The following is a 26,588-nucleotide window of genomic DNA, read 5'->3' as shown; positions in this document are numbered from 1 at the left end:
AATAAGGAAGTAAAAAGATTATATTTATTAAAACCGTTATTCTGTGTCGTTTTTACTTTGCATTTATTCTCATGACAAAGATGGAATTATGCCACTTTATTCAAAATGAGATTATTGCAGTAGAAGATTACATTGATAATAGTGATGAACATCACCCTGAACGTATTGTATGCCATGTATAAGCGATTTTTTATGATAATTTTATGCAAACAGGTAAACTAACAATAAAACAGGTTGCAGTTGGTGAAAGGTCTACGCCTAAAGATCAGATGTTAATTATTGGAGAAATATCTCCTTATCTGGGGTATACCTTGTTACTATGCACGCTATCGTGACATTGTCACCTTTATTTTATAAATGCGTTGTACAACACGCATTTATAAAAAGCGGAACCTTTATTAACGCCATATCGCGTATCACGATTCAGCTAGAGAACCATTATGGATGCACAACTGTATAAAGAATTTAAAATAGTAGAAAAAGCCTTTTGGTCAGAAATTTGTGAAAACAATATTCGTATTGGTGATCATACTCATTGCTTTATGACACCAATGGATGCCGCCATTTTTAACTTTATTTATTTACGCCAAGGCGCAACAGAAAGCTCATTTCAGCAAGCCAGCACCCTTTTTACTTCACAGAAAAAAGACCATATTTTGGTATTACCTGAAACATTATTGCCTGAATTTGAAGGAATAATAAAAAATGCAGGCTATACCGGTGATGGTATGACAACTGCAATGTATTTAACCTTATCGGAAGCAGTATTTCCATCTTATAGTAATAATCCTTGCGATATTATTTTAACCAATCACAATCTTGAACAGTGGGCGCATCCATTAAAAACAGCGTTCCCTGTGGGAGATGATAGTGATGATACGATTGTTAATGAATATATTCGTTATCACCAGAAAGCATTAGATAATGGTGCAACTATCTTCCATTATGCATTATTAGTTGAAGGTCAACCTGTATCGTCATTAACGCTGACATTGCATGATAAATTAGCGCGATTTGACGATATCGGAACCGATATTGCTTATCAAGGCAATGGCTATGCGACTCATTTGATTAAACATGTGTTAGAGTTTTGTCGTGAGCAAGGTGTAGAACGCTGTTTTTTAGATGCATCAGCAGATGGTTTAGCACTATATCGTAAATTTGGTTTTAAACCACTTTTTAACTATTTAAGCTTTATTAACCAATAATTGTATAAGAAGGTTCAATAACTCTATTGAGCCTTTTTTAATGTATAAATTTACTTATAAAACACCATGCGTCTCACTTAACAAAATAAAAATCTAAATAATTTGTCTTTGATGTATATAAAAAAAACCCAACCTTAGTTGGGTAATATGGCTATGAAAATGAATATTTAAACTTTAGAACGGGGAACAAGATAACATAAAAAATAATGAAAAACATACCCATAAAGAAAATTTACTCAATAGTTGCATAAAAATATCAATATGTCTTCGTGGTGTTTAATATAATGATTTTCGCAAAAAATCTTAATGTAACTAAAAGATATTAAAAATTTTTTATAAAAGGAAATAAAATAATTCTATCTTATATTTTTATGTGATTTTTTGATAATTTAAATTAATGTTAATTGATTTATTATAATAAAATATTTAGATTGAAAAAGTACATTGTCACTATTAAATTCTTGCTCTATTTAATCCATCTTTAAAAAAGATGGATTTTTTTATGTTAATATTTGTTTTTATTAAGTGATAACCCCATTAATAAACAGTGAGCTACCTGCAAAGATCAACATAGCATCCAATAACCATTGAAAAAGTGTTGGTGTTAGTTTTAATACCAGTTTCTTGCCAAGGTAATTTCCTACAGTTAGGCCACAGCCGACTAATCCCCCGCTAATTAAAATAAAGCTATTAACTGCACCAAGTTGGCTAAATGTCATAGCTTTGGTGAGGTAGATAACAAATGAGGCTGCTGCTTCAGTCGCAAGTAATGGCCCTAATGTTAGACCATATGCCGAAAATATAGGGATCGTTAATGGTCCTGTGGAAAACACTACCCCAGTTAAATAACCGATAACTGCACCAGCAATAATAACTTGGTAGGTTTTCATTTGTATTTGATATTTGCGCAGTAAGTGAAGCACGGGGATCATCAATATAAAAAACAGCCCCATACCAATATTTAGCCATTTTTCAGACATTATCCATAATGTATTAGCGCCAAGAATAACCGCTGGGATGCCGAGTAATAAATAATAAAATAGTGGTTTAAAGCGAATACTATGACGCCATAAATAAATACGAGATAAATTTCCCATTACTGAAGCTAATGCCATAATAGGTACGGCTTCCTTGGCACCAAATACATAAGTCAAAGCAGGTATTAATAATATAGAAGATCCCGTTCCCACAACGCCACTGATTACGCCAGACAATACTGCTAATAAAATAACTGCGATAAAACTCATTATCATCCTTTAAGTTCAATAAGTTAAAGACACTTTATCATACCTATCTTCTTTATTTTTACCTGTGATAAAATGTCACGGTATTGTGAGTTTTAATCAGAAAGTCGCTTTATTTATGCTAAATAAACCATAATGAGAAAATTATGATGAGAAATCTTCCTCCATTACCTTCATTGCGTGCATTCTTAGTCGCTTGTCATAGCCAAAGTTACACTGAAGCCGCACAAACATTATGTGTTACTCATGGAGCGATCAGTCGTCATATCCAAGTTATAGAGAAATGGTTTGGTGTCACTTTATTCAATAAACAAGGTTTACGCCGAGTACCCACTCCCTATGCATTAACATTGGCACAAGAGTTAAGTGACGTTTTTGATAAATTAAATGATATTGGTTTTCGTTATGGTAATGGTGGAAAAAACGACATTTTAAATATCAGTGTTCCTACCACACTTTGTTTAAAATGGCTTATTCCGCGAATGGAGAATTTTTATCTTCAATATCCTAATGCAAATATCCAAATTGCTTCTGCAAATAGTGAGCGATTTCATTTGATTAGTCATGATGATCTGATTATTCGTCCTCAACCTCAGCAACAAGAGTATTCATCTGTTGTTTTTTTAGCGGATAAACATTGTTTAATTGCTTCTGAAAAACTCTTAAAGCGTTACAGTGTCACTAGATTTGAAGATGTTTTTGATTGCCCTGTTATCGATACGCTTACTCGTCCTGGTCATTGGCAGCAATGGTTAATGGCGACTCATCTTAATACACAGCGCTCATTCTTACGTCACTACCGCTTTGATCACTTTCATATTTCTCTTCAAGCCATTATTGAAGGATTAGGTTTAGGCATTGGCCCTGTTTCTATTTTATCGAATGAAATAAATAACGGTACTTTAAAAGTGTTATTTCCCGATATCCAAATTGCACCTATAAGTTACTACGCTTTAACACCATTAGGTGTACAAAAAAACAAAACACATCTTGATTTCGAGCAATGGCTAACTCAACAGAAATATTAATCATTACTAATAAAATAAGTAATTGTTTTTCATAAAAATAGCGATTTAAATCCTATTAATTACATTTTTTAGAACCGTCTACTAACTATTTTGTTAAAAATACTTAATGATAGTTTCTTTTTTATGAATATCTAAAAAAAGCTAATTGTGCTATTTTTATAATTCATCCCCCAATCTAGCCCATTCATTAAAGTTATTTAAATTCAATTAATTAAATACAAAAAACAAGTAAATTAACTTATGTTAATTATTTTGATTTTAAATAATCTGTTATAAACACTTATTGTTTAACTTAAATTAACGTTCTATGCTGATATTAATATATAAAATTTATTAATTTATTTGCTAGCAACGAAGGACGATAAGATGTCTGTAGCTGTGACAAAAAAAGCAATAGAAAAACTAATTAATGGGTATGAGTCTGATCCTTTTGCACTTCTTGGTATGCATGAAACATCAGTGGGCTTAGAGGTTCGTGCTTTTTTACCAGATGCAGTTGCAGTTAGTGTCATTGATAGAAAGAATGGACGAAAAGTCGCGACACTAGAGCGTATACACCCTAGTGGTTTTTTCTGTGGCGCGATCCCTCGACGTAAACGTCGTTTTAATTACTGTTTAGATATAATCTGGGAAAATGCACAAGGTGTCGTTGATGATCCCTATCAATTTGGCATTTTATTGCAAGAAATGGATATTTGGTTTTTAGCGCAAGGCCATCACTCCCGTTCTTATCAATGTTTAGGCGCCCACCCTGCCAAGTTGGGTGATATTGATGGTATTACTTTTGCTGTCTGGGCACCCAACGCAAAAAGCGTAAGCGTTGTAGGCGATTTTTCATTCTGGGATGAGCGGCGTTTTCCAATGCGATTACGTCGTGAAAGTGGAATATGGGAGCTTTTCCTTCCCCAAGCGCATCTAGGGGATTGCTATAAATACTCTATCCTTGATGCGACTGGCGAACGTCGCTTAAAAGCAGATCCTTATGCTTTTGAAACACAAATACGTCCTGAAACTGCCTCAATTATCAATACATTACCCCTCGTTCAACCAATGCCATTATCGCGTCAGCAAGCAAATCAACGTAATGCACCAATGTCTATTTATGAAGTTCATTTAGGTTCATGGCGTAGACATACTGACGATCAAAGCTGGCTAAGTTATCGTGAATTAGCCGAACAGTTAGTTCCATACGTTAAAGAAATGGGATTTACTCATATTGAGTTGCTCCCTATTAATGAACATCCTTTTGATGGTTCATGGGGATATCAACCGTTAGGGCTATATTCACCAACTCGTCGCTTTGGTTCTCCGATGGATTTCCGTGACTTTATTGAAGCCGCACATCAAGCAGAAATTAATGTCATTTTAGATTGGGTTCCTGGTCATTTCCCTGAAGATGATTACGGCTTACGTAATTTTGATGGCACATCACTCTATGAATATGCGGATAGACGTGAAGGATTTCATCCCGATTGGAATACGTTGATTTATAACTATGGGCGCAATGAAGTACTAAATTACCTTTCTGCTAATTTATTGTATTGGCATGAGCATTTTGCGCTAGATGGTTTTCGTTTCGATGCTGTTGCCTCAATGCTTTATCGTGATTACAGCCGAAAAGAAGGCGAATGGATCCCAAATAAACACGGTGGACGTGAGAATTTAGAGGCGATTGATTTTATTCGTCATACCAACAAATTACTGGGCGTAACTTGTCCAGGGACTATCACGATTGCAGAAGAGTCTACTGATTTTCCTAAAGTCACCTTACCGCCTGATGAAGGAGGTTTAGGTTTTAATTACAAATGGAATATGGGTTGGATGCATGACACGTTAGCTTATATGCAACGTGATCCTATCTATCGTAAATTTCACCATAATCAAATGACCTTTGGCATGCTCTATGCCTATAACGAAAACTTTGTTTTGCCTCTTTCTCACGATGAATTTGTGCATGGTAAAGGCTCATTGATTGGTCGTATGGTTGGCGATGATTGGCAAAAGTTTGCCAATTTACGTGCTTATCTCGGCTTTATGTGGGCTTATCCCGGCAAAAAACTGTTATTTATGGGATGTGAGTTTGCACAATGGCGTGAATGGAATCATGACCGTAGCCTAGATTGGCATCTTCTTGAAGAGCCAAATAGTCCGCATCAAGGTATTCAACACTTTGTGCGAGATTTGAATCTCTCTTATCGCGCTAATGCCCCACTGTATGAATGTGATTTTGAACGTGAAGGTTTTGAGTGGCTTACTGTTGATGATCACAACAACTCCGTCTTTGCTTTTTGCCGTAAAGATACACAAGAGAATGAAATCATTGTTATTAGTAATTTCACTCCTGTCGTTCATCATAATTATGTTGTTGGTGTAAATAAAGCAGGTACTTATCAGGAAATTCTCAACAGTGATTCTGAGTTTTATAACGGTAGCAATGTAGGAAATTTAGGTGAAATAGAAACAATTACAAGTGCATTTAATGGCAAGCCTCACTCTTTGTCATTGACACTGCCTCCGCTTGCGACACTGTATTTAAGATTGAAGGATTAATATGTCTTTAGATTATGGACGTCCTTTTCCTATGGGCAGTCATTATGATGGCTATGGAGTAAATTTTACCCTCTTTAGTGAAAATGCCACTAAAGTCATTCTGTGTTTGTTTGATAAAGCAGGCAAAGAGATCCGTTACCCATTACCGGGTAAAACAGGTGCAATTTGGCATGGATATTTGCCTGGTGCAGGGCCTGGTTTACATTATGGTTATCGTGTAGAAGGTGAATGGAACCCAGAGTACGGATTGTTCTATCAATCTCAGCAACTATTATTAGATCCTTATGCAAAACAGGTGACAGGTATTATTGATAATACATTACCTTACATTTCTCCTGTTTTTAATCTATTAGAGCATGATGATAGTGCGATTACGCCTAAAGCGGTGATCACTGATGATAGCCGTTGTTTTTGTCATTCTTATAAAGAAAAAGACACTTATCAGCCTTTAAATACGCCATGGTCAGAAACTATTATTTACGAAGGACATGTAAAAGGACTGACAAAACTTCATCCTGAAATACCAGAAAAACTACAGGGTACTTATGCAGCATTAGGGCATCCTGCTTTTATTTCACATCTGAAAAAACTAGGTATTACGGCATTAGAATTACTGCCTGTTCAATATCATTTAACAGAGCCACATCTTCATAAAATTGGTTTAAAAAACTATTGGGGTTATAACGTATTAGCGCCTTTCGCTTTATCGACTCAATATTATTCTAATTCGGGTCGGAATATTATTGATGAATTTAGAGAAGCCATAAGATGCTTACATAGAGCCAATATTGAGGTGATTTTAGATGTAGTATTTAACCATACTGCGGAATTAAGTGATCAATTCGAAGGTTATATTGTTTCGCAACGTGGTATTGATAACCAAAGCTATTATTGGCTAAACGACGAAAACAAAGCTCAAAACTGGACGGGTTGTGGTAATACACTCAATTTAAGTCGCCCTGAAACGGTGCAGTGGGTGATGGATTGTCTGCGTTATTGGGTGACAGAATTTCATATTGATGGTTTTCGTTTTGATTTAGCGACAAGTCTTGGTCGAGTCCCTTATTTTGATCCTCAATCACCACTACTGACAGCGATACGACAAGATCCGCTATTATCTCGTATTAAACTTATCGCCGAGCCTTGGGATTTAGGCTCTGATGGTTATCAAGTCGGTAATTTTCCTGTTCCATTTACAGAATGGAATGATGGCTATCGCGATGTTATTCGCCGTTTTTGGTTGTGGCGTGATGTCTCTATCGCGACATTTGCAGACAATATTACGGGCTCTGCAAAACTGTATCACCAAAATGGCAGACCTCCCTACTCTAGCGTCAATATGATAACGAGCCACGACGGCTTTACACTAAGAGATTTAGTAAGTTATCAGAACAAACATAACGAGGAGAATGGCGAATCAAACCTAGATGGACATAACACCAATTATAGTGTGAATTTTGGTGAAGAAGGTTTGATAGTTAACGAAAATATAAATCAACACAGATTGCTTGCAATAAAGAATATGCTGGCAACTTTACTGCTTTCTAGAGGAACCCCTCATTTACTCGCTGGTGATGAAGTGGGTAATACACAATATGGTAATAACAATGCTTATTGTCAGGATAATAAAGTCAGTTGGATCAAATGGTTTCAACAGCCTTACAACTTAACTGATTATATTCACCGCCTCATTGAATTACGTCACCAAATTACACCATTAAGTTCACTTAAATGGTGGGAGGAAGATAGCCAAAATATTATTTGGTTAAGTCAGAATGCTCAACCTATGAGTCATGAAGATTGGCAACAACTTCCCCCTTCACCATTACAACTTCTTTTAGCTCAACAGTGGATCTTAATGTTTAACCCATTAAGAAACAGCGTAATTTTTTCTTTACCTGAAGGGGCTTGGTCTTGCTTGCTTGATACAACTAGCTGGCCTGATTGTCACCCGACTCAATTTGAGCATTGTGAAGTACAACCTAACAGTATCACCCTTTGGCGAAAGCGTGCTTTTTATACTCAATCTTCTACTGAAACATTACCCATTATTTCCTCCCAGATTAAGTGATTTGATTGGAGTGCTATAACTATGATGACGACAGAACAAGGCCAAAAATTAATGTTGGCACAACAACTTCCTAAAGAGGCAATTGCACTCGTTTTAGCGGGAGGTCGTGGTACACGTTTAAAAGCATTGACTTCAAAACGTGCAAAACCGGCGGTTTTCTTTGGTGGGAAATTTCGAATTATCGACTTTACATTATCAAATTGTCTTAACTCTGGGATCCGTCGTATTGGTGTAATCACACAATATCAGTCGCATTCACTAGTTCAACATATTCAGCGTGGTTGGTCATTCTTTAATGAAGATATGAATGAGTTTGTTGATTTATTACCTGCTCAGCAACGTCGTAATACTGAACATTGGTATATGGGTACAGCTGATGCTATCTATCAAAATCTCGATATTCTTCGTAGCTACCAAGCAAAATATGTTGTGATTTTAGCTGGCGACCATATTTATAAAATGAACTATGCACGTTTATTGCTTGATCATGTTGAAAACAAATCAAAATTCACCGTAGCGTGTATTCGTGTTCCTAAAGAAAATGCATTCCAATTTGGTATTATGGATATCGATGAAAATCGTAGAGTACTTAATTTCTTAGAAAAACCATCAAACCCGCCTTGTATTCCTAATGATCCAGAACACTCACTAGCAAGTATGGGGATTTATGTGGTTGATAGAGATTACCTTTTTGATTTATTGGAAGAAGATAGCCGTGATCCAAATTCACATCATGACTTTGGCCAAGATATTATTCCTAAAATCACAGAACGTGGTGATGTTCTTGCTCACCCTTTTGAACTCTCTTGTGTCAGTTCAGATCCCTCCGTCCCTCCCTACTGGCGCGATGTAGGAACCATCGAAGCATATTGGTCTGCTAACCTCGATTTGGCCTCTGTCACTCCTGAGCTTGATATGTATGCGAAAGATTGGCCAATCCGCACCTTTATGACCCCTTTGCCACCAGCTAAGTTTGTTCAAGATAACCATGGCGAACACGGAAAAATGATGAATTCACTGATTGCTGACGGTTGTATTATCAATGGTTCAACGCTCTATTCATCTGTTCTATTTCCATTAGTTCGCGTTGAGTCTTTCTGCCATATTGAAAATTCTGTGATTTTACCTGATGTGACAGTGAGTCATCATTGCTATTTAAAACGTTGCATTATTGAACGTAGTTGTACAATTCCCGAAGGGACAGTTATTGGGATGAATGCAGAAGAAGATACCGCACGTTTCCACCGTACTGAAGAAGGTATCGTACTTGTAACAAGAGAAATGCTTGAGCAATTAGCCCGTAAAGAAAATTCAACTAAAACGAAAGCAGAACAAAAAACGCAACATGAGGAGGCATTTTCGTGAATGTTCTTCACTGTTGTTCTGAATTATTTCCTCTACTAAAAACGGGCGGATTAGCTGATGTTATGGGCTCTTTGCCTTTAGCCCAGAAAAAGATTGGTTTAGATGCGCGGGTTGTTATTCCCGCATTTCCTGCTATCAAAGATAATATTCCCGATCTCAAATTAGTAACTAATATCGATACATTTGCAGGTAATATTCCTCTGCTTTACGGACAATACCGAGGGGTTGATATTTATCTTATTGATGCTCCTCATCTTTATCAACGTACAGGTAGCCCTTATCACGATCAATATCAACATGCTTATGGTGATAATGTTTTTCGTTTTGCCTTATTAGGTTGGGTAGCAAGTGAACTTTCTGCGGGGTTAGATCCCTTGTGGCGAGCAGATATTGTTCACGCCCATGATTGGCATGCAGGACTAGCTTGTGCTTATCTAGCAATAAAACATTACTCTGCAAAATCTGTTTTTACTGTTCATAATCTGGCTTATAAAGGTGAGTTTTCACCTTATCATCTGCATCAACTTGAATTACCTGATGACTGTTTTTCAATTAATGGACTGGAATATTACGGACAAATTTCATTCTTAAAAGCAGGCCTCTTTTATGCTAACCACATTACGAGCGTCAGCCCAACTTATGCCAAAGAGATAACCACTCATGAGTTTGGTTACGGCTTAGAGGGATTATTGCGTCAACGTGCTGATGAGCAGCGATTAAGTGGCATTTTAAATGGTATTGATGAGGCGGTTTGGGATCCCTCAATAGATAGATTAATTACGCGTCGTTATGATGTTCAAAACCTGAATATGCGTTTAGATAACAAAACTGTATTACAGAAAAAATGCGGTTTACCTGTCAACAATAATGCCCCTCTTTTTGCGGCCGTAAGTCGTTTAACTTCGCAAAAAGGGCTCGATTTAGTGATTGAAACACTACCAGATATCGTTGAACAACGTGGTCAATTTGTTTTATTAGGTACTGGTGATAGTCACCTTGAAGCAGCATTTTTACACGCACAACAGCAATACCCGAAAAATGTAGCGGTTCATATTGGCTATGATGAAAGTTTTTCACATCAAATTGTCGCTGGCGCTGATGTAATTATGGTGCCTAGTCGTTTTGAACCTTGTGGATTAACTCAGTTATATGGCTTGAAATATGGCGCTCTACCTTTAGTGAGACACACCGGTGGGCTAGCCGATACGGTTAATGATTGTTCATTAGAAAATTTAGCGCATCACCAAGCTACGGGGTTTGTTTTCTATGAAGCAACATCGGACTCTCTGCGTCAGGCTATAAATCGAGCCTTTACCTTATGGAATATGCCTAAACAGTGGCAACAAACTCAAATGGATGGCATGAGTCAGACTATTTTTAGTTGGGAAACCGCTGCAAAAACGTATGCGACACTGTATCAACATCTATAGATATGAAGTCTATTTGAACCAGTGGATCACGAAAAGAGATTTATAATGAAAAATTTATGTGAATTTGATTATCTATCACCCAATAAGGATATTGAATCATTAAAGCGTTCTATTGTTTACAAGCTAATGTTTATCGTTGGAACATCGCCCAAATATGCAACACCAACAGATTGGTTAAATGCCACATCCTATGCTATTAGAGACCGTTTAGTTGAACGCTGGTTAATATCAACCAAAGCAGAGCTTTCGCCGAAAGTAAAACAGGTTTATTACATTTCGATGGAGTTTCTTATGGGGCGTTTTTTAACAAACGCCATGCTCTCTTTAGGTGTTTATCACGAAGTCAAAGCGGCGCTACAAGAGTTAGGGCTTGATCTTGAAAAACAGATTGAACTTGAACCTGATCCTGGTTTAGGTAATGGTGGCTTAGGCCGTTTGGCCGCTTGCTTCCTTGATTCTTGCGCCACACTAGGTTACCCCGTTACAGGTTATGGTATTCGTTATGAATACGGTATGTTTCGTCAGCAAATTAAAGATGGCGAACAATATGAAGTTGCGGATAACTGGCTTGAAAAAGGTAATCCTTGGGAATTTCCTCGTCATGATCTGCAATTTGAAGTGGATTTTGGCGGACGTTTACAGCAAGAAGGTGAGAAAAGTTATTGGGTTGATACTTTTAATGTTATGGCACAACCTTACGACTCTATTGTTCCGGGTTATAACACACAAGCAACAGATACCATTCGTTTATGGTCAGCAAAATCAAACGTTGCGTTTAACTTAGGTAAATTTAATAAAGGTGAATATCTAGAAGCAACAGAAGCAAAAGATCGCTCTGAAAATATCTCTCGTATTCTCTACCCGGACGATTCGACCGCATCAGGTAAAATGTTGCGTTTACAGCAAGAATACTTCTTAGTGAGTGCTTCTGTTCAAGATATTTTGCAACGTCATTACCACTTGCATCAACGCTTTGATAATCTAAAAGATTTTATTGCCATACATCTTAATGATACTCACCCTGTGCTTGCTATTCCTGAGTTAATGCGTCAATTGATAGATAATCATGAATTTAGCTGGGATGAGGCATGGGAACAAACTATTCAGATATTTTCATACACAAACCATACATTAATGGGTGAAGCATTAGAGACTTGGCCGGTTGATATGCTAGGTCGTTCGCTTCCTCGCCATTTACAAATTATTTTCCAAATCAATGATAAATTTCTGAAACAAGTTAGAACACAATTCCCTAATGATAACGATTTATTACGTCGCGTTTCGATTATTGATGAAGAGAATGGCCGTAATGTTCGTATGGCATGGTTAGCGGTTATTATCAGTCATCAAGTTAATGGTGTTTCTGAACTTCATAGCCAATTAATGGTGCAATCTTTATTTGCTGATTTTGCGACGATCTATCCTAAGAAATTTTGCAATATTACTAATGGGATCACACCACGTCGTTGGTTAGCGTTAGCAAACCCTTCTCTCTCTAGAACAATTGATAGCCATATTGGTACAAATTGGCGAACAAATTTAGAGCAGTTGGGTGAATTAATGCCATTGATAAAAGATAAAAATTTCTTACACCAATTAAAAGATTCAAAAAGTATCAATAAACAAAATTTTGCTCAGCTCATTAAGGAAGAGTTAAATATTGATATTAATCCTGATGCACTGTTTGATGTGCAAATCAAACGTATTCATGAATATAAACGTCAACTTCTCAATGTATTAGGCATTATCACTCGCTATAATCGTATTTTAGAAAATCCAGAGAAAAACTGGGTACCTCGCGTATTTATTTTTGGCGGTAAAGCTGCGTCAGCTTATTATAATGCAAAGAAAATCATCAATCTTATCAACGATATTGCAAGCAAGATTAATAATGACGAGCGTATTAAAAATAAACTAAAAGTGATCTTTATACCTAATTACGGCGTAAGTTTAGCGCAACATATTATCCCAGCGGCAGATTTATCTGAGCAAATTTCATTAGCGGGAACAGAAGCTTCTGGTACAGGAAATATGAAGCTTGCCCTAAATGGTGCATTAACCATCGGTACACTTGATGGTGCTAATATTGAAATTGGTGAACATGTTGGTTTTGATAATATGTTTATCTTTGGTCACAATGCACAAGAAGTGGCAGAATTAAGACAGCGTTATTCCCCTCGTCGCTATTATGATGAAGACATTGAGTTACATACTGCGCTCAATCAAATTGCTAATGGTTTCTTTAATCCAACTTACCCTGATAAATACAAATCAATTTTCGATAGCTTAATTGAATTTGGCGATCATTATCAGGTATTAGCCGATTATCGTAGCTATGTTGATACTCAAGATAGTGTTGATGTTCTCTATCAAGATGAAGAGGCTTGGTTGAAAAAATCAGCGTTAAACATCTGCCAAATGGGCTATTTTTCTGCAGATCGTGCGGTAACTGAATATATGCAGCGAATTTGGAAAGCTTCTGCGATTACATTGTAAAAACTAAACTAAATATCCTGCTCTTACCTTAACTTTTTGTAAAAAATAAACTATTGATCTAAAGTTAGACATTGTGTATAACAAAGGTATACATAACGTCTAACTTAAGTGAAATAGGATAATAAAATGACCTCACATCTTACACTACAAAATATTGATGCCCTCTCATCCCCAGGTGGGCATTACTCCCATGTTGTTACTGCAAATAATATGTCGTTTATTTCTGGATTATTACCCTTAGATAACCAAGGAATCCCATTAACAGACAAACCCATTGAAGTCCAAATTACACAAGTGCTTGAAAACTTAAATGCTTGTCTTCTCGGAATTAATGCAAAGAAAACCGATATTGCTCAAGTTAAAGTCTATGTGACAGATATTAACGAGTGGCCTATCGTTAATGAACTATACGCAAAATGGATTGATGAACACAGACCAGCAAGATTAGTCGCAGGGGTAAAAGAGCTTCATTTTGGAAGTAAAATTGAAATTGAAGCCGTTGTTATCAAGGAATAATCTATGAATAAGTTACCTACTCCTACTTATAAAGATGTTGCTGAAGCTCATCAGCGTATTCTGCCATACCTTAATAAAACACCTGTTCTAACCTCTCGCACCATTAATGCGCTAACAGGGGCGCAGTTTTATTTTAAGTGTGAAAACTTCCAGAGAATGGGCGCATTTAAATTTCGTGGTGCAATGAATGCGTTATCTCAATTTACCGCAGAACAACGTAAAAATGGTGTTGTGACCTTTTCATCAGGTAATCATGCACAAGCTATTGCGTTATCGGCAAAGCTATTAGGGATCCCCGCAACAATTATCATGCCTGAAGATGCGCCGAAGGCAAAAATGGCAGCAACAAAAGGTTATGGTGGTCGGGTGATCACCTATAACCGTTATACAGAAAATCGTGAAGATATTGGACAACAAATGGCACAAAAAGAAGGGCTTACCTTAATTCCGCCTTACGATCACCCTCATATTATTGCTGGGCAAGGTACTGCTGCAAAAGAACTGTTCGATGAAGTTGGTGAATTAGATATGCTATTTGTTCCATTAGGTGGTGGCGGCTTACTATCAGGCTCTTTGTTATCTACCAATGCCCTTTCACCAAATTGTAAGATATTTGGCGTTGAACCTATCGCTGGAAATGACGGACAGCAATCATTACGTAAAGGCGAAATCATTCATATTGATACACCGAAAACAATTGCAGACGGCGCGCAAACTCAGCATCTAGGTAATTATACTTTTGAAATTATTCGTCACTATGTGAGCGATATTTTAACTGCAACAGATGAAGAATTAATTTCAGCTATGCAGTTTTACGCCCAGCGGATGAAAATGATTGTAGAGCCAACGGGTTGTTTAAGTTTAGCGGCAGCTTGTCAATTTGGTGATAAATTAAAAGGTAAGAAAATAGGTATTATTATTAGTGGTGGTAATGTCGATATCGCGCAATATGGTCGCTTTTTAGCGCAATGAATCATGACATCTTATCATGTATAAGATGAAAAAAAGCAGTATAGAAAAATCTATACTGCTTAAAAAAACCAACATACAACCAATCAACTAAAATAACGGGGACATTTGTTTAACGACTTTTTAGTTAAGTAAAAAAGTAATCCCTGCTTCTTTACATAATTGTGTCAGATTTTCTTTTAATTGTTGGTTTTCTTCAGGCAATAAATCGAGTTGTGGCAAACGCATATGACCGCCGTCTAAACCACGCATGGTTAATGCCGATTTAAATATTGCCATATTCGCGCCAGACTTAAGCGCATCACTAAATTTCACACAAAATTGTTGCCACTGTTTTGCTTCTCGGTAATTACCTGTGATATAGGCTTTATACATATTCACAAATGGCTCAGGGAATACACAAGCACAACCTGAAACTGTACCGTCACAGCCTGCATCTAATAAGCCTAGGAATAATTTATCGTAGCCATGAAGAACTGAAAAACCCTCCGCAACCGCAAGATAACTTAATGTTGTATTGTTATCAGCAAAACTGTATTTAATACCAATCACATTTTTACACTGCTGTTGTACTTTTGCCACTAATTCAGGCTTTATATTATTTGCGGCACATTGTGGAATATTATACAGATAAACAGGGAAATTATCTGGCACGCTATTTGCCACTGTCACAAAATAGTTTTCTAATTCTCGCTCTGTCGCACCAAAGAATTGTGGTGTCACCACACCAATACCATCGGCACCAATGTCAACTGCATGTTTGGCTAATTCAATGGTTTCATTTAATGTCATTGCACCAACATGAATAAAAACAGGTAAACGCCTATTCGCTGTTTCAACAACGGTTTTCGCAACATTTTTACGTTCTAGCGCAGATAAACGTAACATTTCACCCGTTGTACCACAAGGATAAAGGCAATCAACGCCTTTGGTTACTAGCATTTCAGTTAATGCAGATAATGCTTTAATATCGACTTGATCCTTTGAATCAAACGGAGTAACCATTGCCACTGTAACGCCAAATAATTTTTTCATATAAAGACCTTTATTAAATCAGATTGCTTCTACAATAACTTTAATTGCCAACATACCCGGATCATCTAAACCAATAGATTTTTCTGGGAACATACGAGCTCGACCTAATAAATTAGGTTTTTGGCGAAATTCATTAAGCGTACTTTCGATGCTTTGTAAGGCAGCTATTTTTAGATCATCGATAGCTAATGGTTTTAGTGCTTCAGATAAATGGTAAAGAATATCGAGTACGGATTTTTGTCCTAATTCCCCTTTTCCCCTCTCCATCATGCTTTGGTATGCAACAGTTAATAGCGGTGAAATGTCGGAAGATGATATTTCTTGAAGTTGATTTTCTTTACAGTATTTTGCCATTGCCATAAAAGCGGTTGCTTGTAATGTGCCAAAAGAAGATGCACAAGCTTTTTGTAATGATTTACTGCATTGAAAAAGCGCTTTGCTGAGATCATCAGGCCAATCTTGTGAATCGTCTGCAATTTGTCGCCAGCCTTTTTGCATGGTGATCCCTAAATCTCCATCACCTAGGCGACTATCTGCTTCACACAACATAGGTTGAAATTGTTCGCAAGCGATAGCGATACGGTTTACCGCTTGTTTGAGCATTTCAAGCGTAATATTCATCGTTATACCCTCCAGAATGCACAATGAGCCGGTGCATTCATCAAGGCTTCTAGCTCATCATCCAATTTACATAACGTTAAGCTTGCTCCTGTCATTTCCATAGAAGTGGCATAACGGCCAACTAATGGATGCACAATTATTGCACCCGTTTTATCAATCAGCTGTACAATTTTGTTGTACAAAATATAAAGTTCTTCTAATGGTGTTGCGCCTAAAGAGTTAACTAATACAGAGACTTTATCACCCGTTTTCAATGATAATTCTGTTTGTAAGCGCTCAAACATCTCTTGTGCAATATCATCTGCGCTACGTAATTTATCACGCCAAATTCCTGGCTCACCGTGAATACCCATCCCCATTTCCATTTCATCTGCACCAATTTCAAAAGTAGGATGCCCTACTGCGGGTAAGGTGCAAGATGTCAACGCACAACCAATAGTTCGGGTATTTTTCATAGTTTTTTGAGCGATACGCGTGACTTCATCCAGCGTTGCCCCTTCTTCGGCTTTGGCACCCGCCATTTTGAAACCATAAATCATCCCGGCAACACCACGGCGTTTGTGCGCTTCCTCTGATTTTGCTGAAGCCACATCGTCAGTGGCTAAAACGGTTGTACAACGAATCTCATCTTCAAAATCAACAGTTTCGGTCGCCATATCAAAATTCATGATATCGCCACCGTAATTACCATAAAGTAGCAATACACCTAAGCCACTGTTTGCTTCACGAATGGCATCTGCCATTAAATCTGCTGAAGGTGAAGCAAAAACATCGCCTACAGCTGCTGCATCTAATAAGCCCTCACCGACATATCCTGTAAATACCGGTAAGTGACCCGAACCGCCTCCCGTTACAATACCCACTTTGGGTTTGTTTGCTTTTTTCGAACGAGTAATCAATCTTGGCTGTGGTTGACGATAAATATCACCATGAGCAAGGCATAAACCTGCTAATGTTTCATCGACATAATTTTCTGGCTTATTTAATATTTTTTTCATGTGATCACCCGATATTTTTATTTATCTGCTGATTTCGACACCTTAAATAAATTCATTTTATTTAAGACGAGTTTTCCCTGATACTTAAAAGTATCTATAAATAAATGCTTATTAATAAATAATATTAAATAGGTTTTTTTATTTAGCTTTAAAAACACCTCTAATTTGCATAGCCACAATAAATAAAAACACACTAGCTAATACCATCGAAATCGGTCTATTAACAAAGTTAATTAAGTCACCATCAGCTTTCATTAATGATGAGAGTAAGTTTTTTTCTAACATTGGTCCTAAGATCATCCCCAAAATAATAGGTGATATTGGGAATTTACGTTCTTGAAGGAAATAGCCGATAACTCCCATTACTAACATAACAATAATAGAAGACATCGTATTTGTAATTGCATAAGAGCCTACAATACTAAATAAAATAATTGCTGGATAAATAATTGCATTATCAATAGCAACAATCTTCTTCAATAAATTGACAACAATAAAAGCGATTGGTAATAAAACCAGATTAGCGATAAAGAAAATAATAAAGACCGCATATAATTTATCAGGATTAAATAAAAACAGTGTTGGTCCTGGTTGCATATCTTTCATATATAATACACCGATAATAATTGCAGCCGCTGAATCGCCTGGAATACCAAATACTAAAGATGGGATCCAACTTCCGGCTAAACTTGCATTATTACTCGCTGAAGCATCAACAATACCTTCCTCAGAACCATGACCATATTTTTCTGGTTTTTTAGAGAGTTTCTTTGAAACAGCATAAGAGATCCATGCTGCGATATCGGCTCCCGCACCGGGTAAAGCACCAATTAATGTTCCAATTATTCCGCTACGGAAAATACCACTTTTACGCTGTCGAACAACACCACCAACCCCTTTAAAAATGTTGTAAGAATTATTTTCAGCATTCACTTCACTTAACGTAATTTGCTTTTTTTTCCAACGCTCAACGTAATATTTAATTGCACCAGAAATTGCAAACAACCCTATCATTGCTGGAATAAAACTGACTCCTTGCATTAAAGAGACTTCACCGAAAGTAAAGCGAGCTTGCCCTGTAAATTCATCATAACCAATGGTGGCTAATGCAATACCAAAGAATAGTGCTAATAAGCTTTTTCGAATATGTGAACCTGAAACAATTGTTGCACAGCTAAGCCCAATTAAAGATAACCACATATATTCATAAGAACTAAATTTTAAAGCAAACTCAGCTAAAATTGGTGCTGTTGACGCTAATATAATCGTACCTATAACACCACCAATCACAGAGCTTGTTAGCGACATACCTAATACACGATTTGTTTTCCCCTCTTTGACTAAGGTATGTGCATCATTGGTATAAGCTGCCGATGCAGGTGTACCCGGAATATTTAATAAAGCGCCGGGAATATCACCCGCAAAGATAGAGGACGCTCCGACAGAAATCATTAAAGCTAAAGCTGGAATGGGTTCAAGAAAAAAAGTAAATGGCACCATTAATGCGATAGCCATTGTTGATGTTAATCCAGGAATTGCACCAACAAATAAGCCAAATAAACAAGCGCCAATCACGACAAGTATTGTTGTGTAATCAATATAAGCAAGTGCGCTAATTAATATATCCATACTGTTGTTCTCTATTTATGAAAATAGCTGAGGTAGCGGTACTAACAGTACAGCGGTAAATAAGTAATACACACCTAACACCACACTGGCTGAAATAATAAAACTGTATATAGGTTTTGTTGTTGCATATTTCATCATTAATGGTGCTGTAATAATTAAGCCCGTTAAAATAAAACCTAGATAATTTGATGCAAAAACATAAAAAAGAATAATGCCAATGATTAATAAAACAAATTTTATTTCATGCCATGAAACTAATGGAATATCACTTTCTTGATGGCGTGAAAATATATCTATTAGTGAAAATATAATTATGCCACCGCCAATAATAGAAGGCATAAATGCGGCACCATATTCACTAAAATCACCTAATGAATACGCACTATAAACAATAAGAAATAAACCAAAGCAACAAAATATTAGCGATAGAATATGACGATTTAGCATAGGCATAAAAACGGCTGCTGTTCAGCCGTTTCCTCAGTTATTTCTTTATAATTTCACCAAACTTTTTATCTTCATTGGCCATAAATTGAGTGGCATCATCGCCATATAGTTCGATAACTTCAAACCCTTGTTTATTTGCAAACTCAGCTAATTCGCCAGAGGCATACACTTTTTTCATTGCAGACGTAAGTTTGTCTTGTACTTCTTTATCTAACCCTTTTGGCGCAACTAACATATTCCACGCTTGTAAATCCCAGTTATAAGGTGTGGCTTCTTTAAATAATGGGACATCTGGGTAAAAAGCCGATTTCTCATTGGACATAATTGCCATATGCTTCACTAATCCCGCTTTTACCATACTGTCTGCCTCTCCTAATGAAGAGGTCACAATATCAACCCCGCCAGAAGCAAGCTCTTGTAATGCAGCACTTGCACCTTGAGAAGGAATAAAGCGAATGGCGTTATCAGGCAATCCCGCAGCACGCAACATCCCAATAGTATTGAGATGCCAGATTGAGTTTAAACCACTACCGGAAGCTTTTAATTTACCCGGATTTGCTTTCGCGTAATCAATAATTTCCTGTGCATTTTTAAATGGTGAAGACTTTCCAACTTGTAATCCACCATAAATAACAGCAAGACGTGTAATTGGTGTGTAATCTTGATAAGTTAAATTTGTCATTCCTTGATGATGCATCATGGCAATTTCAACCGTTGCAATACCCAGTGTGTAGCCATCGGGTTTTGCATTTTTAATAGCATCATGACCAACGACACCACTACCGCCTGTTTTATTTACCACATTAACGGTCACGCCTAATTCTTCTTGTAGCCCTTTAGCTGCTAGGCGTGCAACTGTATCAGTATTACCGCCAGCAGCCCAAGGAACAACAATGGTAATTGGCTTTTCAGGGTATTGAGCGAAAACCGGAAGTGTAAAAATGGAACTGCATAGGGTAAATGCCAGAAGTGTTTTTTTCATTATATGCACCTTTTCTCATTGCAGATTATTTGTGGTCGAATATCTTCGAGCCTTGATTTAAGGCGAGCCTGAACTTGAGAAAGTACAGGCATTGCTGTTACGCCTTTTTGTTCTATAAATGCAGAAAGGAAAGCACTGGCAAATAATATACTCTCATGCATTGTGCCTCCTGCCGCTATTTTTGAAGCAAATGCGCCATTAAAAGCATCCGTGGCTGCCATCGTATCCACTCGTAACGATGGCATAGGCGGTATATGAAAAGTGGCTCGTCCATCAAAATAGACCACGCCAAGCTCATCCATATAGATAATGACTTTCTTGTTTTCATCACCTGAAATAACGTTAATAGCCTGTTTAGCGTCATTAATGTTGTTTATTTCAATATCAGCCCAATGTGATGCTTGATTCGCATTTAAGGTAATAAAATCAATATTTGAATAAAGCTGCTTTAGATTTTCATTATAAGGCGCAACATTTAGCACAACTGTTTTATTAACTGATTTTGCAAACAGTGCGGCTTTAATATTAGCTTCTATATTTATTTCACCTTGGAGCAATAACACATCCGCTTCACTTACATAAGGTAAAGAAATATCAATCTCTTGATCTGAAAATGTGTTGTTTGCCCCTAAGTAAGTCGCTGTAATATTGTTTTGTGTTTCATCCGCTAAATAGCTAATTGAACTGCCTGTTGGCTCTATTTCTGTTTGAAAAATAGTGAAAGAATCAATGCCACTTTCTTGTAAATATTTATAAGCATATTTACTAAAATGATCTTCACCGACCTTCGTTATTAAATGCACTTTCGCATCCGAAAAACTGGCAGCCATTGCCTGATTTGTTCCTTTACCACCGGGACCTATCGAATTACTTTTAGAGTTAATTAGCTCACCGACTTTTGGAAAAGAATCGACATTGGCAATAATATCTACCACAAATGACCCAAGTACGCAGACTTTGCCTTCTGGCTTTCTATCTTTACGTTCTCTTACGATTAATAAATCGTGCAATAAACATGAAATATCAAAGCTATCACTAAATTTACTTATTTTTTTAATTTCTTGTTTCCCTAGTATGGCGCCACCATGACAACGTTTGATCAACCCCTCTCCTTCAAGGTATTTCAAATCACTGCGAATAGTTTCCAATGTGACATTGAATTTTTCCGCAAGCTGAGCCACTTTAACTTTCTTTTGTTCCCTGATGATGGTGTAAATTTCCTGTCGCCGTTCTTCTGAAAACATACAAAGTGCCTCCGTATCATTGATAACGAGAATAAGGAGATTAGGTTCGTAATTCTGCGATGGCATTCAAAACAAAAAACCAAAAGCAAAAGCAAAACCAAATCGAAGCAATTTAGATCACATTTTTTTAACACAACATCAATTGTCATACGTTAAAAATGAGAGGTGAAACGAGTCGAATAAAGAATGGTAATTAAGAAAAGAGAGGTAGAATCAGCCGTTCAAAGGCGGCTGATAAAATAATGATTTAAATTATTACAAAAATGATAGTTTTTTATTGTGAATATAATGTTAAATAAAATTACCTTGGTATCTAGTTTTGCAAGGCGTAAAGGCCAAATATGCAAAGCACGAAGGTTAAAAGCACGCATTACTTGCCTATCTTCATTATTATTTTTAATTTTTCCCATTTATCTATATTCACTTCTAATTCATTAATCTTATGGATAATGATTATCAGTCAGTAAAGATAAATGAGATTGCATAAAATTACTTAATCTTACTCATGACGCTGATGAATTTTTGCTGGAACAAAAATTTGATGATTTCCTAAATTTGTCTGGTTAATTAATCCCATAATTAACCGGAAGCAGTGTGAGGCTAATTCAGGATTATTTTGAGCAATAGTATCTATTGGTATTGATAATGAATTATAAAGATAGTGATCATCAAAACCTGCCAAATAGACTTCATTTTGCATATGTTTATTTTGGCTTAGATAACGCAATACACCGTCTAATAAACCACAAGCTGAAGTAAAAACAAATTTTGGCGGATGACCTAAGGACGCACATAAAGAGCCGAACATTTCATAGCCTGAACTTGGGTGATAATGTCCATGAATGATCCACTCAGATTTCAGATTAATATTCGCTTGTGAAAGCCCTTGCGTGAAACCTAAAAGACGATCGGTGGTTGGTGAAAGTGTTGATTGTCCACCTAAAAAGTAGAACTCATCAATACCTTTTGTAGAAGCAATCTCTGAAATAAGTTGTTGCGTCGTGGTTATTGAATCTGTAACAACAAAAGGTAGTGTTGTTCCTTCAAAATAACGGTCAAATAATACAACCGGAATTTGTTGACTCAAACGTTGATATTCAATATCACTTTGTAAACACGAGGCAACAATCAAACCATCTATTTGTCGTGATAATAGATGTTCTATTACCAGTGTTTCTTGAGCGGCATTCTCATCAGTACAAGAAATGAGTAACTGAATACCCGCTTCTCTACATAATATTTCTAGTTCATAAGCCACAGAAGCGAAACCATAGTTAGTAATATCAGGAATAACTAATCCCAATGCATAACTACGATTATCACGCAAAGAGCGTGCATGAATATTAGGTTGATACTGATATTGTTCAGCAATGGTTATAATGCGTGCAATAGTATCATCAGAAACACGCATCTCTTTACCTCGGCCATTTAATACTAAACTTGCCGTTGTTTTTGAAACCCCTGCTAATTTTGCAATATCGGTGATCGTGATACGTTTTTGTTTTTTCACTGTTATTCTACTTAATGTTACATTCGCTGAACGTAAACTATTTTATCGTTTATATAATTATATTTAACTAATTTATGCATTCTTTAATCGCCAAGCAGTGAGGTTTATTGTGTCTTTTCCCAAGAAACAGATTGTCTGTTTTTCTGACGGGAAAAAACGGCTACTCATTACACCTGCTCCGTGATTAAAGAAAATTTCCACACTAGAGTTGTCACATAATATTTGAAGATGTTTTATATCACCAGACCAGAAACGTGATTGCCACGCCCCGTTTTTAACACTACGACGTTTTAACACGGCTTGGCTATTTTCAATAATTAAAGCAAGATTATCAGAAAAATAAATAGCCAAGGAGCCGAACAGCTCTACTTCTAGTTCAAACAAAAATCCGTGAATATCAGGCGCATCATCAGCCAAACCTTGCCAATATATGGCCTTTTGTCTGAGTTGCTGTAATTCTTTTATGGGTTGTTGATAAAGCTTATTTTCTTTTATGTGCAATTCACGAGGGCATGTCATTTGATGTATCCAACCATTAGCAATGGTCGGTTGATACATTTCCTCTCCATCAGGAACTCCCATCCAACCAAATAATAGACGCCTGCCATTGGCTAATGTCGTTTGAGGTGCATAAAATTCAAACCCTGCATCGAGCTCAATTAAATCGCCATGTTGGAATTGCAAAGTTGAATAATCAAAGCTTCCTATTAAATAAGCACTAGGATGCGGGTTTAAAAATCGATGTTGCTCTTTTTTTATTCCTTGAGGGCAAGTTAATAAAATAAAGTGTCCTTCAAGCTCAAAGAGATCTGGGCATTCCCACATATAACCTGCATCATTTAACCCCCCTAAATGACTACCGGCTAACTCACCGACTAATTGCCATTGATATAAATGAGATGCACGATAGAGTAAAACCTTACCCTGTTTATCTAAAGTTTGTGCACCTAACACCATGTACCATATATCGTTATATTGCCAGATTTTGGGATCACGAACATGGCCACTGTAACCTTCTGGAAGCCCTAAAACAGGCCCTAACTTATCAAACCCTCCCTGCTTATTTTCTACGGCTAAACATTGCCAAGCCGTACGAGCTCCATCTTGAAATTTTACATTGCCGGTATAACAGAGCGTTAATTGTCCTTCATGGATCACTGCACTACCAGAATAACAACCATCTTTGTCATAAAACTCATCAGGTAATAAAGCAATGGGTTGATGTTGCCAAGTAATAAGATCCCTTGACCGCCAGTGACCCCAACATTTATTTTTATGCTCACAAGATAAAGGGTTCCACTGATAAAATAGATGATAATATTCTCCATCAAAGCAAAACCCGTTGGGATCATTTAATAATCCTGTTACTGGCGCTAAATGCCAATGTGGATAATATTTATCTTTAGTAGCGTTAGCACTATTACGCATAACAGCGTGTAAAATTGCAGACAACCCTTCACTTTTTGTCATTTAGGCCGACTCCACTTTATATTTTAATAAAAGAGAAAGAACAAAAGCCGTTAAGAATGCAATCGCTAAACCAATAACATAATTAATAATTGAACCTGCTTGTACAATCGCAATCCCCGGAATAGCAGTAAGCCCAACGGCTGTCATATAAACATGGGAACCCACAACCCAAGCCCCCCCAGCAGCACCACCAATTAATGCGGCAATGAAAGGTTTTCCATAACGTAAATTAATTCCGAAAATTGCCGCTTCAGTGATCCCTAACATAGCGGAAAAACCTGAAGGGATCGTAATAGCTTTAATTTTTGCATCAGTAGTTTTAAACCAAACAGCTATACAAGCGCCACCTTGAGCAATATTCGCCATTGCCCAAATAGGTAATAAGAAATTAACCCCAATATTAGGATTGCCTAATAAACCTGCTTCAACTGCATGAAAACTATGATGAATACCAGTGATAACAATAACTGAATAGAGCCCACCAAAAATAAGCCCTGCTATCCAACCGGCTTGAGTGATCAAGGTACTTAGTATTAATGAAATACCATCACCTAAAAGACGACCTACTGGGCCAATAACTAATAACGCAACAAAACCGGAAATAATAACAGTTAGGAATGGCGTGATAATTAAATCAAGAGCATTAGGAACAACTTTACGTAATTGTTTTTCTAGTACACTCATAAACCAGACAGCAAGCAATACAGGGAAAACAGTACCTTGATAACCAATCATGGCAACTTCTAACCCAAAGAAATTCATGGTATTAAAGCCAGCAGCAACTCCCCATGCATTAGTTAAGGCAGGATGGGTTAAAATACCACCAAGTGTTGCACCAAGATAAGGGTTTCCACCAAACTCTTTCGCTGCAGTAAAACCAATTAAAATAGGTAAAATAATAAATGCCGCAGAGCTACACATATCAAGCATGATATAGAGTGCATTGTCAGGACTTACCCACTGGTTGGTTTTCATTAATCCCAATAATCCCATTAATAGACCTGATGCTACAATGGCTGGGATAATGGGCACAAAAATATTAGAAAGCAGTCTTGCTATTCGTTGAAATGGATTGAGTTTTTTAGCTGCAATATTGGCGGCTTCAGATTTGCTTGATTCACCAATGCCTGCTGCAGCAATGAATGCGGCGTGTACTTTATTGACTAACCCTGTACCAAAGATAACCTGAATTTGCCCTGCATTACTAAAACACCCTTTCACCCCCTCTAATTTGTTTATTGCTTCTTTGTCTGCTTTTGAGTCATCAACAAGAACAAGCCTTAGACGCGTAGCACAATGTGCTGCACTTGCAATGTTTTCAGCACCACCTAATAAAGGTACAAGCTGATGAGCAACTTTTTCAATATTCATCATAGCCTCTGTCATTCTTTTTTATTTATGTCGCGAGTATTTGGTTTTATCACAAAACTAAACCGGTTTAGCTAATAATTAGATTAAATAAAAATCAATTCAAGATAGCAATGAAAACTCAGTTAACGGGCATTTAATTGTGATCTAAGTTACAAAAAAGCACATTTATTAATCACATTTTGACTATTTAAAATAATTAAAAATAACGACAAGCTAAACAAATTTTAATTTTTTGTTTAGCTAAACAGGTTAATCGATTGTTAGATAATTATAGCTTGTGACTGCTCCCCGCCCTGTCGGGCGAGGCTTCCCACTTCTTAGACCGCAACCGTCTGTGTGACGGATTTACGCTGGCCTCCATGGGCAGAAACGACGAGTCCCGCCGCTTGTAATTCCAGTATGCC

General features: G+C 36.9%; 20 protein-coding genes and 1 pseudogene. 9 read left to right on the top strand and 12 right to left on the bottom strand.

Annotated features, from left to right (window positions below; translation table 11 throughout):
• Window positions 1-440: 440 nt before the first annotated feature.
• Window positions 441-1,208 (top strand): GNAT family N-acetyltransferase, encoded by a 768-nt coding sequence (locus tag QSH13_RS00105; protein ID WP_109397448.1) that lies wholly within the window; start codon window positions 441-443, stop codon window positions 1,206-1,208.
• A 521-nt stretch (window positions 1,209-1,729) separates the two neighbouring features.
• Here QSH13_RS00105 and QSH13_RS00100 read toward each other — a convergent pair.
• The gene (locus QSH13_RS00100; RefSeq protein ID WP_194294840.1) at window positions 1,730-2,455 is read right to left on the bottom strand and encodes a sulfite exporter TauE/SafE family protein; all 726 of its coding nucleotides are present in this window, start codon (window positions 2,453-2,455) and stop codon (window positions 1,730-1,732) included.
• A gap of 143 nt (window positions 2,456-2,598) precedes the next feature.
• Here QSH13_RS00100 and QSH13_RS00095 point away from each other — a divergent pair, with 143 nt between their 5' ends.
• The 8 genes from QSH13_RS00095 to QSH13_RS00060 all read left to right on the top strand — a co-directional run bounded on the left by QSH13_RS00095 (window position 2,599) and on the right by QSH13_RS00060 (window position 14,880).
• Complete coding sequence (locus QSH13_RS00095) at window positions 2,599-3,480, top strand: LysR substrate-binding domain-containing protein (protein WP_109397450.1); 882 nt, start codon at window positions 2,599-2,601, stop codon at window positions 3,478-3,480.
• 366 nt (window positions 3,481-3,846) lie between these two features.
• Window positions 3,847-6,030 carry a 1,4-alpha-glucan branching protein GlgB gene (glgB, locus tag QSH13_RS00090; RefSeq protein ID WP_286038657.1) on the top strand — a complete coding sequence of 728 codons (2,184 nt, stop codon included), beginning with the start codon at window positions 3,847-3,849 and terminating at the stop codon, window positions 6,028-6,030.
• A 1-nt stretch (window position 6,031) separates the two neighbouring features.
• Entirely contained in the window at window positions 6,032-8,101 is a 2,070-nt protein-coding gene (glgX, locus tag QSH13_RS00085; protein WP_286038656.1) for a glycogen debranching protein GlgX, read from the top strand.
• A 21-nt stretch (window positions 8,102-8,122) separates the two neighbouring features.
• Window positions 8,123-9,466 (top strand): glucose-1-phosphate adenylyltransferase, encoded by a 1,344-nt coding sequence (gene glgC, locus QSH13_RS00080; RefSeq protein ID WP_109397453.1) that lies wholly within the window; start codon window positions 8,123-8,125, stop codon window positions 9,464-9,466.
• Entirely contained in the window at window positions 9,463-10,896 is a 1,434-nt protein-coding gene (glgA, locus tag QSH13_RS00075; RefSeq protein WP_286038655.1) for a glycogen synthase GlgA, read from the top strand. The genes glgC and glgA overlap by 4 nt, the downstream gene beginning before the upstream one ends.
• A gap of 45 nt (window positions 10,897-10,941) precedes the next feature.
• Window positions 10,942-13,392: a glycogen/starch/alpha-glucan family phosphorylase gene (gene glgP, locus QSH13_RS00070; protein ID WP_286038654.1), complete on the top strand. Its 2,451-nt coding sequence runs from the start codon at window positions 10,942-10,944 to the stop codon at window positions 13,390-13,392.
• Window positions 13,393-13,518: 126 nt separating this feature from the next.
• A complete protein-coding gene (locus QSH13_RS00065) occupies window positions 13,519-13,908 on the top strand; it encodes a RidA family protein (protein WP_109406298.1) in 390 nt (129 codons plus the stop codon).
• A 3-nt stretch (window positions 13,909-13,911) separates the two neighbouring features.
• Complete coding sequence (locus QSH13_RS00060; protein ID WP_286038653.1) at window positions 13,912-14,880, top strand: threo-3-hydroxy-L-aspartate ammonia-lyase; 969 nt, start codon at window positions 13,912-13,914, stop codon at window positions 14,878-14,880.
• Between the two features lie 120 nt (window positions 14,881-15,000).
• Here the strand turns inward: QSH13_RS00060 and QSH13_RS00055 are convergent, their stop codons facing one another.
• The 11 genes and pseudogenes from QSH13_RS00055 to QSH13_RS00005 all read right to left on the bottom strand — a co-directional run.
• Window positions 15,001-15,912 (bottom strand): dihydrodipicolinate synthase family protein, encoded by a 912-nt coding sequence (locus tag QSH13_RS00055; RefSeq protein WP_109397458.1) that lies wholly within the window; start codon window positions 15,910-15,912, stop codon window positions 15,001-15,003.
• An 18-nt stretch (window positions 15,913-15,930) separates the two neighbouring features.
• On the bottom strand, window positions 15,931-16,533 hold the full coding sequence (locus QSH13_RS00050) for a dihydroxyacetone kinase subunit L (protein ID WP_286038652.1): 603 nt from the start codon (window positions 16,531-16,533) through the stop codon (window positions 15,931-15,933).
• A gap of 2 nt (window positions 16,534-16,535) precedes the next feature.
• Window positions 16,536-17,531, bottom strand: coding sequence for a dihydroxyacetone kinase subunit DhaK (locus tag QSH13_RS00045; protein WP_286038651.1), 996 nt, complete (start codon window positions 17,529-17,531; stop codon window positions 16,536-16,538).
• 138 nt (window positions 17,532-17,669) lie between these two features.
• The gene (locus QSH13_RS00040; RefSeq protein WP_109397460.1) at window positions 17,670-19,160 is read right to left on the bottom strand and encodes a tripartite tricarboxylate transporter permease; all 1,491 of its coding nucleotides are present in this window, start codon (window positions 19,158-19,160) and stop codon (window positions 17,670-17,672) included.
• Window positions 19,161-19,175: 15 nt separating this feature from the next.
• Window positions 19,176-19,613 carry a tripartite tricarboxylate transporter TctB family protein gene (locus QSH13_RS00035; RefSeq protein ID WP_072063949.1) on the bottom strand — a complete coding sequence of 146 codons (438 nt, stop codon included), beginning with the start codon at window positions 19,611-19,613 and terminating at the stop codon, window positions 19,176-19,178.
• Between the two features lie 31 nt (window positions 19,614-19,644).
• Window positions 19,645-20,589 (bottom strand): tripartite tricarboxylate transporter substrate binding protein, encoded by a 945-nt coding sequence (locus tag QSH13_RS00030; protein ID WP_109397461.1) that lies wholly within the window; start codon window positions 20,587-20,589, stop codon window positions 19,645-19,647.
• A complete protein-coding gene (locus tag QSH13_RS00025) occupies window positions 20,589-21,833 on the bottom strand; it encodes a PfkB family carbohydrate kinase (RefSeq protein WP_196544513.1) in 1,245 nt (414 codons plus the stop codon). The genes QSH13_RS00030 and QSH13_RS00025 overlap by 1 nt, the downstream gene beginning before the upstream one ends.
• Before the next feature lie 499 nt (window positions 21,834-22,332).
• A complete protein-coding gene (locus QSH13_RS00020; RefSeq protein ID WP_109397463.1) occupies window positions 22,333-23,343 on the bottom strand; it encodes a LacI family DNA-binding transcriptional regulator in 1,011 nt (336 codons plus the stop codon).
• 72 nt (window positions 23,344-23,415) lie between these two features.
• On the bottom strand, window positions 23,416-24,813 hold the full coding sequence (locus QSH13_RS00015) for a sucrose-6-phosphate hydrolase (RefSeq protein ID WP_109397464.1): 1,398 nt from the start codon (window positions 24,811-24,813) through the stop codon (window positions 23,416-23,418).
• Window positions 24,814-26,184, bottom strand: a complete 1,371-nt coding sequence (locus tag QSH13_RS00010; protein ID WP_109397465.1) for a sucrose-specific PTS transporter subunit IIBC — start codon at window positions 26,182-26,184, stop codon at window positions 24,814-24,816. It abuts the gene before it with no gap.
• 317 nt (window positions 26,185-26,501) lie between these two features.
• Window positions 26,502-26,588, bottom strand: a pseudogene (locus QSH13_RS00005) (RNA-guided endonuclease InsQ/TnpB family protein); the annotation flags it as partial.

This window comes from Proteus faecis (genome assembly GCF_030286765.1).
Lineage (GTDB): Bacteria > Pseudomonadota > Gammaproteobacteria > Enterobacterales > Enterobacteriaceae > Proteus > Proteus faecis.
Note: the sequence above shows the minus strand (reverse complement) of the source record. Positions and strands in the feature narration are given on the sequence as shown.

Excerpts from the sequence above, each read along its gene's own strand:
- QSH13_RS00010 (WP_109397465.1), bottom strand. The coding sequence starts at position 26,184 with ATGAATATTGAAAAAGTTGCTCATCAGCTTGTACCTTTATTAGGTGGT.
- QSH13_RS00035 (WP_072063949.1), bottom strand. The coding sequence starts at position 19,613 with ATGCCTATGCTAAATCGTCATATTCTATCGCTAATATTTTGTTGCTTT.
- QSH13_RS00065 (WP_109406298.1), top strand. The coding sequence starts at position 13,519 with ATGACCTCACATCTTACACTACAAAATATTGATGCCCTCTCATCCCCA.
- QSH13_RS00100 (WP_194294840.1), bottom strand. The coding sequence starts at position 2,455 with ATGAGTTTTATCGCAGTTATTTTATTAGCAGTATTGTCTGGCGTAATC.
- QSH13_RS00095 (WP_109397450.1), top strand. The coding sequence starts at position 2,599 with ATGATGAGAAATCTTCCTCCATTACCTTCATTGCGTGCATTCTTAGTC.
- QSH13_RS00045 (WP_286038651.1), bottom strand. The coding sequence starts at position 17,531 with ATGAAAAAAATATTAAATAAGCCAGAAAATTATGTCGATGAAACATTA.
- QSH13_RS00025 (WP_196544513.1), bottom strand. The coding sequence starts at position 21,833 with ATGTTTTCAGAAGAACGGCGACAGGAAATTTACACCATCATCAGGGAA.
- glgX (WP_286038656.1), top strand. The coding sequence starts at position 6,032 with ATGTCTTTAGATTATGGACGTCCTTTTCCTATGGGCAGTCATTATGAT.
- QSH13_RS00055 (WP_109397458.1), bottom strand. The coding sequence starts at position 15,912 with ATGAAAAAATTATTTGGCGTTACAGTGGCAATGGTTACTCCGTTTGAT.
- QSH13_RS00050 (WP_286038652.1), bottom strand. The coding sequence starts at position 16,533 with ATGAATATTACGCTTGAAATGCTCAAACAAGCGGTAAACCGTATCGCT.
- QSH13_RS00060 (WP_286038653.1), top strand. The coding sequence starts at position 13,912 with ATGAATAAGTTACCTACTCCTACTTATAAAGATGTTGCTGAAGCTCAT.
- glgP (WP_286038654.1), top strand. The coding sequence starts at position 10,942 with ATGAAAAATTTATGTGAATTTGATTATCTATCACCCAATAAGGATATT.
- QSH13_RS00040 (WP_109397460.1), bottom strand. The coding sequence starts at position 19,160 with ATGGATATATTAATTAGCGCACTTGCTTATATTGATTACACAACAATA.
- QSH13_RS00030 (WP_109397461.1), bottom strand. The coding sequence starts at position 20,589 with ATGAAAAAAACACTTCTGGCATTTACCCTATGCAGTTCCATTTTTACA.
- glgB (WP_286038657.1), top strand. The coding sequence starts at position 3,847 with ATGTCTGTAGCTGTGACAAAAAAAGCAATAGAAAAACTAATTAATGGG.
- QSH13_RS00105 (WP_109397448.1), top strand. The coding sequence starts at position 441 with ATGGATGCACAACTGTATAAAGAATTTAAAATAGTAGAAAAAGCCTTT.
- glgC (WP_109397453.1), top strand. The coding sequence starts at position 8,123 with ATGATGACGACAGAACAAGGCCAAAAATTAATGTTGGCACAACAACTT.
- QSH13_RS00015 (WP_109397464.1), bottom strand. The coding sequence starts at position 24,813 with ATGACAAAAAGTGAAGGGTTGTCTGCAATTTTACACGCTGTTATGCGT.